Source organism: Pleomorphochaeta sp. DL1XJH-081 (assembly GCF_049310885.1).
Taxonomy (GTDB): domain Bacteria; phylum Spirochaetota; class Spirochaetia; order Sphaerochaetales; family Sphaerochaetaceae; genus CAYZJV01.
In genome coordinates this window covers 230,593-244,337 of record NZ_JBMDYO010000001.1, presented here as the reverse complement: position 1 = coordinate 244,337, position 13,745 = coordinate 230,593, and the positions used below count along the sequence as shown (strand labels likewise).

At 45.6% G+C, this 13,745-nt stretch carries 12 protein-coding genes; 5 read left to right on the top strand and 7 right to left on the bottom strand.

Going from position 1 to position 13,745, the window contains the following annotated elements; translation table 11 throughout:
- Nucleotide 1 precedes the first annotated feature (1 nt).
- The 7 genes from ACODJP_RS01100 to ACODJP_RS01070 all read right to left on the bottom strand — a co-directional run bounded on the left by ACODJP_RS01100 (nt 2) and on the right by ACODJP_RS01070 (nt 9,062).
- Nucleotides 2-2,032, bottom strand: a complete 2,031-nt coding sequence (locus tag ACODJP_RS01100) for a diguanylate cyclase (RefSeq protein ID WP_422477584.1) — start codon at nt 2,030-2,032, stop codon at nt 2-4.
- 3 nt (nt 2,033-2,035) lie between these two features.
- Nucleotides 2,036-5,272, bottom strand: a complete 3,237-nt coding sequence (locus ACODJP_RS01095; protein WP_422477582.1) for a hypothetical protein — start codon at nt 5,270-5,272, stop codon at nt 2,036-2,038.
- 104 nt (nt 5,273-5,376) lie between these two features.
- The gene (locus ACODJP_RS01090; RefSeq protein WP_422477580.1) at nt 5,377-6,324 is read right to left on the bottom strand and encodes a hypothetical protein; all 948 of its coding nucleotides are present in this window, start codon (nt 6,322-6,324) and stop codon (nt 5,377-5,379) included.
- A 14-nt stretch (nt 6,325-6,338) separates the two neighbouring features.
- Nucleotides 6,339-7,043, bottom strand: coding sequence for a hypothetical protein (locus ACODJP_RS01085; protein WP_422477578.1), 705 nt, complete (start codon nt 7,041-7,043; stop codon nt 6,339-6,341).
- Between the two features lie 11 nt (nt 7,044-7,054).
- On the bottom strand, nt 7,055-7,681 hold the full coding sequence (locus ACODJP_RS01080; protein WP_422477576.1) for a hypothetical protein: 627 nt from the start codon (nt 7,679-7,681) through the stop codon (nt 7,055-7,057).
- Nucleotides 7,682-7,693: 12 nt separating this feature from the next.
- The gene (locus ACODJP_RS01075) at nt 7,694-8,362 is read right to left on the bottom strand and encodes a hypothetical protein (RefSeq protein ID WP_422477574.1); all 669 of its coding nucleotides are present in this window, start codon (nt 8,360-8,362) and stop codon (nt 7,694-7,696) included.
- A gap of 67 nt (nt 8,363-8,429) precedes the next feature.
- Nucleotides 8,430-9,062, bottom strand: a complete 633-nt coding sequence (locus ACODJP_RS01070; RefSeq protein ID WP_422477572.1) for an RNA polymerase sigma factor — start codon at nt 9,060-9,062, stop codon at nt 8,430-8,432.
- A gap of 217 nt (nt 9,063-9,279) precedes the next feature.
- Between ACODJP_RS01070 and ACODJP_RS01065 the strand changes: the two genes are divergently transcribed.
- The 5 genes from ACODJP_RS01065 to ACODJP_RS01045 all read left to right on the top strand — a co-directional run bounded on the left by ACODJP_RS01065 (nt 9,280) and on the right by ACODJP_RS01045 (nt 13,727).
- The gene (locus tag ACODJP_RS01065) at nt 9,280-12,120 is read left to right on the top strand and encodes a hypothetical protein (protein ID WP_422477570.1); all 2,841 of its coding nucleotides are present in this window, start codon (nt 9,280-9,282) and stop codon (nt 12,118-12,120) included.
- A gap of 117 nt (nt 12,121-12,237) precedes the next feature.
- Nucleotides 12,238-12,795 carry a DUF4256 domain-containing protein gene (locus ACODJP_RS01060; protein WP_422477568.1) on the top strand — a complete coding sequence of 186 codons (558 nt, stop codon included), beginning with the start codon at nt 12,238-12,240 and terminating at the stop codon, nt 12,793-12,795.
- Entirely contained in the window at nt 12,792-13,046 is a 255-nt protein-coding gene (locus tag ACODJP_RS01055) for a hypothetical protein (protein ID WP_422477566.1), read from the top strand. The genes ACODJP_RS01060 and ACODJP_RS01055 overlap by 4 nt, the downstream gene beginning before the upstream one ends.
- Nucleotides 13,047-13,087: 41 nt before the next feature.
- Nucleotides 13,088-13,333, top strand: coding sequence for a hypothetical protein (locus ACODJP_RS01050; protein WP_422477564.1), 246 nt, complete (start codon nt 13,088-13,090; stop codon nt 13,331-13,333).
- A 28-nt stretch (nt 13,334-13,361) separates the two neighbouring features.
- Complete coding sequence (locus ACODJP_RS01045) at nt 13,362-13,727, top strand: DUF4180 domain-containing protein (RefSeq protein WP_422477562.1); 366 nt, start codon at nt 13,362-13,364, stop codon at nt 13,725-13,727.
- The last annotated feature ends 18 nt before the right edge of the window (nt 13,728-13,745 follow it).

Sequence of the window (13,745 nt, the reverse complement as noted above, 5' to 3'; positions counted from 1 at the left end):
TTCAACCACCCTGGATCTGTAGTCTATTTGCGATAAGTTTCACTACACCAAGAAGCTCAACCATCATTACCGGTCTCCAGAAGAAATGCGATATGAATACATCGAGAGCTCTCCCAACAGTTGCCTCATTCTTTGTAGATGACATGAGGAGAAAAGGAATTTTTCGTGTAGCCGGCTTTGCCAGCAACTGCTTTCTCAAGGTTATAGCGTTCACCTTAGGAACCATTAACTCGCTAATGATGAGATCAGGGATCTCCTCTTCTATTGATCTTCTCCCTTGTAAACCATCATCGACTACGATAACTCGAAAACGCTCTTTCTCAAGTGACCGTTTTATCAGGTTTCGGCCGAGACCAGGATGGTCAATCAATAGAATTGTGAAAAGGGTATTGGTTTGTGTGGAATCTCCTGAATCGGTTACCAGGATACCTCCACCTCTCTTTTGCGCCAGTTTCAATCGATACCGTGCTGTCTGTATGGTTATATTTCTCATCTGATCAAGATCATCGCGTATACTGATAGGCAACTCGGTTGTGGAAAACAATCCTATAGAAAGGGTGATGGGAACAATGAAAGCCTCAGAATCCGATACATGGGAAATCAGGTTATTGGCTTTTTCAATCACCTCTTCACGGGATGGCATGGTGCAATAGATGCCGAAAATGGCTCCTGCGAACCGGAACGCTTGGCTCGTGGTCTCTATCTGTTGCCCGATCATTGATGCAAGGGTTTTCATGGTCGCATCACCCTCCGCACTCCCGAAATCGAGATTGATTTGGGCAAGATTGTCTATACTTATCATGATAAAGTGGAGATGCTTCCCATTTTCCACAATATTCTTCATTGCCTCTTTCACAAATACCGAATGAAAAGTCTCATTATAGAGACCAGTGATAGAATCGCGGAACAGGCTCTCCTCCATTGCGTGGAGTTTGGCTTCTAAGCCCGATTTTTGGATCTCAATTTCCTTCAATTGAGAATCTTTGCTATCGAGATCAGCCCTTGCCTCAAATACTAAAGTGCTAAGCGTGTCGGGTAGAGCAATTCGATACTCTTTGCTGAGCAACTCCACAAAGGGTGCGACAACGGTGATCCACGACATTCCCTTTCTTTCATGCACTAGGGAGAAAAAGGCATTCCAAATGCCATCTTCGGGTAGGCTGGTTTTCTGGATAGTTCGAGATTTCGGATCATAGGAAAAAGGCGACTCTACGAAGACCTTCTTTACCTCGACTGGTCCAAACATGTGTACATATCGTTTTACTATACGATTGCAGAGGGCTAGATACCCACCATCATCGAGCAGTTGTTTCTGCACAGTATCTAAAAATATGCCACATTGGAGGTCTTTCAAGATATTGATGTAATGCTGGGGATCTTTCTGTATGATTGAACCGTGTTGGGGACAGATCATGCCGATATCATAGGAAGAAAGTTGTTCCATCACCGGCTTGAGTATTGCATGAGAGGGCATGTACGATTCATGAAATGTCTCCATTCCCTCTTCGTAGTCATCTCCTGCAAATAGTTCCCATTGCGTCCCTATGGAACCGAATAAATCTCCCGATACCAAAATCTTTTGCTTTGGCAGGTAACTCATAATAGCTCCGGGAAAGTGGAGATAGGGTGCAGGCAAGAATTGAACACTCGTCCCATCGCTCAAAGGAAACGTATAATTGTGGATTTCGACAAAATAGAAGGGGCGGGATACACCATAGTAACGGATAATATTCGATGTTCTCTGATGGCAACAGTATACCCCTTTGAACCCGGCTTTTTCAAAGAGTGTGAGTGATCCACATAGATCTGGATCCTGATGGCTACATACAATTGCATCCAGTCTATCCACAGGAACCAGACTATTTACCTTTTCCAATACCATATCAAAGTCAATGGATGACCCCGGATCGAATAAGATCGCACTGTTATCTTGGATAAGCAGATAGGGATTACATTGCAGGTTGTGCTCGAGATGTCCCGAGCCAACCCACCAAAAGCCTTCTGCCAGCTGTACCGGTTGTGGATAATCCATAATCTATTGCTCCCTCCGCGTAGTAAAATACTCACGGATGATATGAAAACTATCTTTCAATCGTTCCCTATAGGTCGGTTGGTTCCATGGAGTCCAAGGAAGTGTAACTGCGTTTTGTGCATCGGTTGCAGTTGAAAACGTTCCCAGAATTGTATCGGTCTTTTCCTGGACAAGAAGACCGGAAACCACAATCCCCTCGGATTGAGTTGTTTGTAACACATCCCTGAGCGGATCGGTATAAAAAGTTCCGCGATCATTAAGCACTGTTCCTGAAGAAGGATCGGAGACATTGATCCGTCCCCATGGAATACGGATGCTCACGATATCGCCCTTCATGACCCAATGGTTTGTGGATCCTTGTAGATCACCATACCTGAGTTGGCTGGAATTCTCATATCGTGCGGCAATAGGCGTTCCATCTTCTAGCGCTCTCGCCTTATTGGTCAATTTCCGCATTTCTTCGAATATTCCTCGCTGCTCAAGCGAAGCATAGGTGGAAAATCCATACTCGGCTCCATTCGCTGGAGGAATAGCCAACAACCGGGCTGTATCCAAGCCATCGGTCACTATAAGGTATTCCATTCCTGTTTGGGCTTTCACAGGAAGAGAAGGATCATACACCAGTTCTCCCTTGTCTCTAGCGAACGTATCGATTCCTAGAATAAGCCTCTCTTTATCCAAATCGAGAGTATTCTTTAAGGTGATATCGATATGGAGGAACGAGGCATCTGCACGCAAGGCTACCTGCTCAATTGCTCCTGAACCGGAGGTTTCCGCGCCTGCTCGGGTAGGCTTTACCGCTTCGTATGCAATAATACCATAATTCTGTTCTGGGTCGATCGCATTATGCCAGAGTATATGCCTATCGTAGGGGATCATGTACGGTTCGGTTGTCCAAGTCTTCTTTGTCCACTCGTCCATCCACTCAAAGATGATGCCGCCGGCGTACCCTTCAACGCGCATTGCCTCGAACATTCGTATGATACCTTCCCCTTGGACCTCTTCGGTCATTGATCCATGGTGGTATCCATCAGGACTTATGTGGGCATTGCCCATTCCTGTGGCAAGACCGAATTCTGCCACTACAGCTGGGTAGGCAGTGTGCATCTGTATGAATTCTCGCAGATAGCCACCGTAGCGAAAACGACCTTGTCCATCTTCATACAGGTCATAGAGGGGATCGTTGTTCATGAAGTCGGGATAATTGGGATAGATATGGTATGCACCAAAAAGTCCCGCCTTCAGTTGGGATCCTGGCAGTAGATGATTGATATTAACGGTTATACGGTCGTTGGATTCCTTGATCTTAAGACCGTCTTCATTCCTCTCTGATGGATGATCGATAGGATCAAGTGTTGGCCAGTTGACTATGGCTACCGGATGTTGCCATCCATAGGTGGATTCCTCATAGTTCAGCACATAATCAAGACTAGCTGCGAGCCATGCCTCGGTCGGCGTTGCATCCTCTGTAGTTCCAATGTATTGACCATTGAATGCATACCCTACGTTAAGCAAATCGGTTGCCTCAACCTCGTGAGGTTCTAGCTCTCTTCCTACCAGATATCCGATAACGTAGGCCGATACATTGCTGGTATAGGTTCCCCAGGCTCTTCCTCTCCGTTCTCCGATAGTTGCATTGCCATGGACCGCATCGATCACATGCTCAATTTCCTTTTCATACTCCGCTTGATAGGCGGAGGCAAGATAATCGTTCCCATGTGGTTCTTCCTCCGGCCAGATTTCCTGCATCAACCAGATAGGCCGGTTAGGATGGAGCTGGTTATACAGGAGGAATGCGTTATAAAATTCTGGGTCTAAAAGAGTGTAGATACGAAGCGTATTCACTCCCAAGTCTCCCATTTTCGTTAGCCAACGGTAGTAGAGAGCCTTGTTGTTTGGGAAATCGGTGAACCATTTCCCTGGCATCGCAATTCCAAGATTGACCCCATGGATGAAGAGGTCATTCCATTCGTTGTCTTTCCATACTTGGAGCATATTTCCTTGAGTCCGGCTGACCATGGTCGTATGGTCTATTTCTACTACTTTGGCAGCAGTTTTGGGTGCGGGATTCTGCTTTCGGAATTCAGCTTCAGAGAATATGGAACGTAAAAGAGGCATGTAGACATGCCATTGGAAAAAGTGTTCTCTATCAAGGTCCTCAGGTATACTACGTTGCATGAGCGTAGGTACCCCGGCAAGGAAAGAGAATTTCAAGGGTGTTCGGCTATATGCCCAGTTCCCTGCAAAATAGTATGTGGTGTGCTCAGCAACCGTGCTTTGGATGATAGCGGGAAAAGATGACGGTATGCCATAATTTTCAAGTTTATCCATTCCAGAGGCTGTTGTATCGAGCGTGTAGGTGCCTAGGAGCTGTGCGTCGGAAAGTGGTATGACGATATCGAACATCCGGTTATAGGAGAAGGATCCTTGTAATCCAAGGGTCTTTGTAGCTTCTGGTGTATACTCGAATATATTTGCCTTAGAACTAAGATCTGCTTCCATGGTAAGTACAACGACCTCTTCGGCTGTATTGTAGAGCAAAATGCCGCTTCCTCGATAATTCCAGGATTTTCCCGTATGCCGTTCGTACATGGGATATACCCATGGCGGACAGTCCCCTCCAATAGCAAGATTATTGATATAGAGGCCAGACCATCCGGTCCATTGGACACGGAACATTTCATACAGTTGCGACTGGATATAATCGGGAGTAGGGGTGGCAAAGGTGTTGTATTCTGCGATTACTGTATTGGGCTCATCACGATTCAAGAATGAGCGCAGGGCATCCACATCGTCCTGGTCGACTCCACCATAGATTAAGTTTCGTACGCCATCTTCTGTAACGGTGGTAATATCGTTGTTATTCCTGTAGACACCATACGTGTCGGCGATATAAACGATGTCAGTGTCTTCGGGGATGGGAGAGAGCGGAGAAATGCGGTCTTTTTCAGGAAGGTCTGGGAGGTATCCCCGGTAGGAGATCTCAGTACTATGAGGAATGCCTTCGGACTGTGGGATTTTTAGATGATGGAGAATCCAGCCTAACCCGAGATGTTGTACAGCAGGATTTTCGGGTACACTTTTATTATACACAAGGAGATTCAAAGGAACCTCTGGTCGGATAAGCCATATGATCCATGGTGTTAAGATAAGCAATATGAGGATAACGGTTATAAAAAGGGGTCGATAGACAGTGGTTTTACCGGGAAGCGATTTTTTTCGCTTTTTCTTTCCTCTCATGCGTGCAGTATAGGGCAAACGAACGTGATTGGATAGGAAAAGAGTTTCCTAATTATTCATCTATCAGGAAATTGTTGATCCAATCTTGGAGGAGAAAGGAGTAATTACAGCGCAATATCTAGCCCGATGGTGATAGCCATGCTCGTCTCCAGTTGTGCAGAATCCTGTATATGGTCCATAACAAAGGATGGGCCGACATAGAGATACAGGGAATCTTCCAATGCAAGATCGGCACGAGTGGCGATCTCAACCGACATGTCCAAAGATTCGCTACCGGTAAGATATGACCAATACCATGCCGGTGCCAGATATACTTGAAAGAGTCTTGAAGGTGTGAACATCATTTGCCCGGCGACACTGCCGGAGAATCCCTGTCTCATATCTTCTTCAGAGATTCGATATGACGTTCTCCCCCAAAGATCCCAGTTTATCGTATACCCTACCAAGCCATGGATTCCTCCTGAGAGGGTTATGGGAATATCGGGGGATGGGGTATCGAAATAGGAATCGACACCTGCTCCCAGCGAAAGGTCATAGGAGAATTCCACTTTTGGGGCCTGTTCCATTCCCACTCGAACACCATTGAATACTTGAGATTCCGATGCATAGCCAAAGTAGGAGAAGTTTGGGTTGACCTTTCGATATCCACGGAAGATTCGATAGGTCACATCCCAATCAGGTGAGAAGTGCGCGGCCGTATCCCCATATCCGGAGAAGGAAAATTGTGAACCTGCCGTGATGGCCAATTCATTATCTTCTATGAACCACATGTTTTCGATATCCACTGAGAAAAAGTCTGAGATATCGGAAGTCGAAAAATCATAGGAAAGCTCTCCTAGGGATGAGAATTTCAGATATCCCACAGAACCTAGGCTCGTGCGGTAATCATAACTTCCTTGAACCCCAGATCCGACCGATCCCTGTGTAGTTAGATATTCCCCGAATACACCAACGTAAGCAGAACTTTGTCCTGCAAGGGGCAAGGTAGCGAGTATCATGGTTATGATAAGAGCCAATCCGAATTTTGCTAATTTCTGCAAATTGAAGTACATGAAGTCTCTCCTCTCTACCGTACCATCCGTTCCAAGACCTTGAGGGAACGACTGTTTGGTGCTGAATCAATGATTCTGTTGGCGATATCCTCTAAAGAAGTGCGATTTGATATTCCTGCATTGAAGAGGTCTATTACCGCACGGTAATCCTCTCCTGGAATAGATGATCGGGAGAGTGCTTCGACCACCTTAAGGCTCAGGGTTTCTTCCAACCCCCATTGTCTCAATGCTATAAGCAGCCCTCCACCATAACGGAAGTTATTCCACCTTTCAGCAGATCTCTGTTTGTTGAACATAGCAATTAGGGCTTTAAGGTCTTCATCGGGAACTCCTTGACGATAGATGGTCGTTACTCTAGACCATATCGTGTTATCGGACACTATGCGTTCGGCTTCCTGTAATCCCAATTCATGTACGATCAAATCTCGTGTGTAAGAGTAGGCTTGCCTCTCCAGTTCCAAAGCGTTGTACAATGTAGAAGTAGGGACCCGCTTGGCGACTCCCTCTTCCAGTCTCAAGACAAGAAGATCTACTGGTATCTGATCCTCTTGGGCTTCGGTGAGAAGGTTATGTATTTGCTGTTCTTCGGATTCAGTAAAATGAGCGGATTTGACTGTCCGCTCAAATCGGGCGTTCCAGGTCCCGGCAGGGAGAATACTCCCCACCAGAACCCAAAACATAACGAGAATGGGAATAATCCTGGAAGTATGGATACCCAATTAAAACTCTCCTATCTAACGCCACCTGGTGTGGCAAACTTATGCGAGAAGGCACTGCCGGATGCACCGGGATTTCCTTCAGCCTTTGCATTCCGTTTTGTCAAACCAACCGCATTTCGTGTAGTAGTCTTCTGTTGCGCTGCAATTTCTTTTCCAACCGCAGATCTAACAGCGGAACGAACTACCTCTGAATCCAGCGGATCATACCGTTCACCTTTGGATACACCGTTTTGGGCTTTGGTTTGCTCAACTACATCATGAAGACCTTTAGCAACACCTTGGGCAATTTCCTGTTTGGAATAACCCAGTCGAGTCATTTCCCGCGATTCGATTGCAATTTCCAAAGCCATTTCGGCTCGAATCCTTGCCATTTCCATTGATGGTGATTCCATTTCAGCGGTTCCATAGTGAAGAGCATACGCAATCATTGCCGGGTCTGCCATTCTGGCTTCATCCCAGTTCAATAGTCGGGCTTGCTCACGTAACATACCCACTGACTCCTCGTCCCATCCGCGCTCTCTCAGTTGATAAGCCAATTCAGCGACAAAAGGATCCTCCATGCCGGTTTCTAACTCCTCAGCCATTACTGGGATCACGGTAAACGCTACAAGCAATAATAACAATCCTATACGTTTCATTTTACATATCTCCTACATTTCTAGAACTGAATTTATTCCACCGAATCCATCGTCTACCTGAAGATAGGCGTTTGGATCGGCTATCCAGCGTTCTCCATCGATGACGAATTGGTAACGATATTCCTTACCCTGTTCCAATTCCATCTCGATGCTCCAAGTCTCCCCCTGGTCACCTCTGGCTAAATAGTGCGATTGTGTATCCCAATTGTTCCAATCTCCAACTACAACCACACTCTCGGCGTGGGGCGCCTCAATTTCCAGCCTCACTTGTGCCAGCTCTGCCCCGACGTTGTCTGTTGGTTTGAAGCCACTGTCTTGTCTTCCAACGAAAGGTAGGAGAACCATTGCTAATACTGCAGCGGCCATCACATATTTGTAGAAATGGGAATTCCGCTTCTTGAATTTGCTGTTTACATCTTCATCTCTCTGGATACGTTCAAGTACAGATGCCGAGATCCGATCTTCCATGCCTGCAGGAATTGGAGTGGCTTGCACTCCCAGATTGTCTGATGTACCGAACACCATCTTTATGGTCTCGTAGTACGTGGCACATCCATGACACGTGGATAGATGGTCCGCGACTTGTGGAGCGATTGGTAGCATGTCATCAATCAATATATTGGATCCCAATTGCTCTTGTAGCCAATGATCCAGGTATGTTTTGCATGCTCTACAGGTCATCTTTCCATCTCCTTCAGTTTCTATAAACCCTATACGCAGGGTTTTTCAAATGGTTTCACATTCTTTATCAATCATTATACCACTGGTGTTTTATCAGCCATTTTCGTAATTGTTGGCGTCCCCGGTGCAAATATGTTTTTACTGTACCTTCGGGGAGTTTCAGGATCTTGGCTGCCTCAGATACCGAGAGGTTCTGTATTATCCTGAGAATGAATACTTCCCGATATGCTTGTTTGAGATTCTGAAGCGCTTGATCCAACAGGTTCGAGGCCTCTTTTACCAGCAATGCATGTTCAGGTGCATCGGTGCTTTGAAAACCTTGTAGGGTTCCAATCTGCTCGTCATAGGTAACGATCTTCTGCTTCTTCGTTCTTCGGTCTTTCCGATATTGTGAGCGGATCCAATTGATCGCAATGGTATACGCCCAAGAGTAAAACGGGTTTCCCTCTTGGTACGATGGCAGAGCTTTGTATATATGGATGAAGATTTCCTGAAGTTCGTCTTCTATGGTTTCTGGTGATTTGTTGGGGCTGAATCGTTTTATTAAAGAATAGAAAATCGGTGTGTATGATTTTACGATCTCTGCGTAGGCGTTTTTGTCCTCATGGAGAGTACGATAGACTAACTGAGCGTCGCTATCTTCAACCTGAGCTTGCTTTTCAATGTAGGAGAACTGATCGCGCTGTTTTACTTCCTCCATCGTACCAATTATTATACGCCTGAATGGGAAAATGGTTTCAATATTTTAAAACAAGGCTGAAAAATTATTTTGGTTAATAAATGATAACCGAGTGAAGTGCCCCGTTCAAATACTATTTATTTTAGTTATTGTAAGAAAATATGGGATTGACTTAGTAGTGTAGGAGTGCCTTAATGAAAGCGGAGCCGAAATGGCTCAAAGAGATAAGGAGCAAAAAATGGACTGTCGTTTGGCCAAAGGGTATATCCCTTTTGTTGCTGGCGTTGTCCTGTTAGTGTCATTGCTTTTTAATTCGTGTGCTTCCACACAACAAGAAACCGACGCCGCATTGCAGTATTCTCCAACTTATGAAGATTTGGAGAATTCACCCCTATCCGTTCCCGATGGAGCAGCAGGTTATGGACGGGTATACGAATTATGGGCTGTTGAAGATTTTTCTACCATGCAGCGTGGTCCAGGTCGAGGTTTCGAGCTTGGTGAAATCGGATCTTTCCCCACAGAAGAACACGATCGTTGGATTATAGGGTATTCGACTGGGAAAGAGAAATTCCTCCAGTATTATCGGACGGATCCCCATCTGATACCTCTTACACCACGAGGAAGATATGAGCTTCGGTTTAATTACAAGGTGTTGGAGACTCCAGATGAGGGCTTTGAGGTCCTTTTCTACTCTGAAACCGGTTCCTCGCGCGATGATTGGGTCGAGCAGAGTATGTATATCAACGAACCGGCCGGTAGCAAGGGTGAAGCTGTCATGGCTTTCCAACTGAAGGATTATTCTGATTATCGGCTACTAATGAATGTTATTAACAAAGGAAAGATCGCAGTAACCGATATCAGGATCAAGGACCTCAAGACAGGCGCTATTGTCGCTTGTGAGGACACGACAAGTGCATTGCCAATCCATAGTCCCTATGTCACGGTAGAGGGGAATCATTACATTGGCAAAAGTTCCATCGCTGGAGCCACCAACAGCATCTACTTGAACGGTTGGGCAAAATTATCTACCAAACCATCCATGGTAGATCTTCCGGAAGATGTCGTTCTTATCCTTGAGTTCGATTGGAAACTGCTAAGAAATGGCAAGAACCACGAATATATTGGCTATGTGAATATGTACAATTCTGCGGATGCAGACGAAGAGCGCAATAGTATAAATATTCCAGGTTTCGAAATAGATGGAGGACATTTCATCTGTGGTTTGAAGACAGGAGAGAAGGATATCCCCTATGTCATCGATTTGAGAGTGCTTGATGGAGTAAGTATTGAGATAGCGAATATTGAGGTTTCTCTCCAACGTCCTGAAAATCGGACAATGGAAGACCATCCCGCGCAGCTATTGGCTTCAACTGCATACCCGAGGCTAGGGAATATCCAGTTCGGCTTCACAGAGTGGATAGCCCCAGATGGAGGAGGTACCCAGATAGGGGACAAGCCATTGATGAATTCTATGGAACTTGAACGAAGGTTGGCTTTCTACGATATAGTTGTTGGGCTCCATCCAAGACACAGTACCAACGATCCGGCGGTATCGCTGAGACTACGACAGCAAAATCCCGATATCGTCTTACTTCCAAAGATGGAATCTCACAGCTTCGGGATTGATAAGTGGATGATTGAACAATATGCGAATCCTTTGGCTTCAGCTGAGGTATTATTCCCCGAAGGAATTGAAGAAGATTGGTATCTTCGTGACCCAAAGGGCAATGTCTTGAATGAGTCGAAGGACTACCACGATATCCTTTTGAACGTCTCTCCTTTCTGTCCATACAATGCTGAAGGTCAAAAGTATCTTGACTATTGGGCAAGCGCGGTAATGGATCTCCATGTAGAGGATGGTACATGGGATGGTTTATTCCTCGACCAGTTCAAAACCAGTACTCATGATGGAATTCCAGGAGCTTACACATCGACAAAAATCAAGGCCGATTACAACCGGAATTTCAAGAAGGATGAGACGCTGATCTGGGCTCATGAGATGACTGCGAGTGCGTCATTGACCATGCTTCGCAGTTTACGTAAACAATTCGGTTTCAATGAAATCATTCTAACCGGGCCTTCTTTCGACCAGACGATCGCACCATTGACGAACGGTGTGGCAATAACCTATTTTAACAATGCTTGGTATCTCACTGAAGATCGAGATATGTACAGTGAAGCCCAATGGTGCTGGAATCTATACAATTGTTGGCGTTTCAAGGATCTTTATGCCCAACCGTCGATCATTGTCCTGCAGGCAACCCCCATCCATCCGAACTGGGACGTTCCTGAGGATAAACGTGAACCCGAAGAACAGGATCTCGACTTTCAACGTTTTGCTATCGGCTCTGCTCTTCTCACCGATGCTTTCTATGAGTTCGACCTTGGCGATATGAGAAGTACTCCGTTCTTCTTCGATGAGATGCTGGTTGATGATTCAGGTCGAAGTACCCATGATTTTTCGGGAAAAGGATGGTTAGGACAAGCTCTCGGTCCTGCAGAAGAAATTGTCAGGAACAAGGTTGAAGTTGTGGCGAAACCAGAACCATCTCTTCTTGGCAACAAAGGAACCAAATCGAGGATTGTTTATAAAGGACGCAATACAGATTCGGAGAGCAGACAATTTGTCATGGAATTCGACTATGAGATCTTGGAGACAACTTCTACTATCACAACAATAGGGGTTACAGTTGATGACAAGTGGAGAGACTATTTCGATCTTTCTGGTCTGCTCAAAGGTTCCAATGGTCATGTGCAGTTCCATACTACGGTAAATCCAAAAGACGAGATAATCTACAGGATGAATGTGGGGAAAAAAGGTGTGGTTGAAATTCGGAATCTCACTGTCACGATGGCGGAATCGGGAGTATTCAGACGGGATTTCGAGCATGGTATCGTCCTGGTCAATGCGACGGATATGGAACGCGAGATTTCGCTTGACGATATTTCAGGGTCCCTCGCTAGGAGCAATATTAGAAGGATAAAAGGGATTCTGGATACCGAGACCAATAGTGGGAAACCGATTCTAGGTACCTTGGTACTTCCTCCTCATGATGCGATTGTATTGTTAGCCGATTGAGAAATTTCAGATGAGGGGGATGTCCTTACTGTCCCCCTCGCTTCAAGTCCTCGCTATAGACTGTTGCCATTTGATCTATCCCCCTACTATATTTTTAATATGGAAGGAGGATAAGACATGGGTAAGAGTATATCCGAACAGGAATTTACCGAGTTGTTGTCTATCCTAGGTAAACGATTCGAGGAACATAAGAATAGACACGCACAGATTGTATGGGAAGATGTTGTGGAAAAATTGCGCCAACAACCTGAAAAAGTGTGGTCACTGCACGAGATGGAACGTACCGGTGGAGAACCGGATGTCGTTGATTATAACCCTGCTACCAACTCTTACCTCTTTTATGACTGTTCTGCAGAGAGTCCAAAGGGAAGAAGAAGTATCTGTTATGATGAGTTGGCGCTCAATGACCGAAAAGAGCATAAACCACTCCACAGTGCAGTTGGAATGGCTCACGAAATGGGTATAGGATTATTGGATGAGACCGATTATCGGAAATTACAGCAATTGGGAGAATTCGATCTGAAAACATCCAGTTGGATCCTGACTCCGGAGCCGATTCGTTTATTGGGTGGAGCTTTGTTCTGTGATAGGCGATACGATCATGTATTTGTCTATCATAATGGAGCCTCTTCCTACTATGGAGCCAGGGGGTTTCGTGGTAAACTCTCGGTATGAGAAAACCTATTCGAACACTTCTCTTAAGCGTTTGCATCTATGTGTTTGTTTCTGCTGTAGCCTATGCGCAAGAGCTGCCTTTCCAACATTTTCCCAGAGCTTTGGGGGGTCAAGTCGGACGGGTTGCCGGTATTGGTTTGAGCTACCAACATTGGGATGGCTCATGGGGGTATCAGGTCGCAGCTGGTGGTCTCTACCATCCTCTCACCGGTGATGGACAGGACCTTTATATCTACAATGCTCTGGTATAGAGGGATTGTACTCGCTTTATGAGGATGATTTTGCTTCTTGGTTGAGCGGACGGGTATATCTATTTGCAGGGATCAACCATAGGGGGTATCAAGAGACGGCTTCCGACGATTTTAATCCCGAATTCGCTTTCGGGAGTGGAGTAGGGGTAGAGGCACTCTTGTTTGAGCATTTCTCCATCGCAACCGAGATGGCCTATGTATTATTATGGATGCCGATACAAGGACAGCCCCACCAACAGCTCGCTCTTGAGATGTTGCCGCAAGTAAGTCTGCGGTATAGGTCCTAATCAGACCAATACGATGAAAGGAATATGCATGAATATTACGGTATTACGAAACAGGGGCGTGGGGATTGCTCATGTGAAAGTTGACCAACCAGTCTTTCAAGATGTTGGAGAGGCCTTGGATCTCATGGCTTCGGTGCGGTATGAAACCTCTTGTGATCGGATGATTTTGGATGCGTCTGCGATTGATCGGCGGTTCTTCGACTTAAGTTCTGGTCTTGCAGGGGATATCCTTCAGAAATTCGTCACTTATTCCATGAAATTAGCGATTGTTGGCGATTTCTCTCAGTTTACGAGTACCAGCCTCAAAGACTTTATGTATGAGAGTAATAGGGCAGACCATGTTCTTTTCCTCTCAAATCACAATGAGGCTACAGATAGGCTCTCTCGTTTGTAATAGAGTTTTATTCGGCAT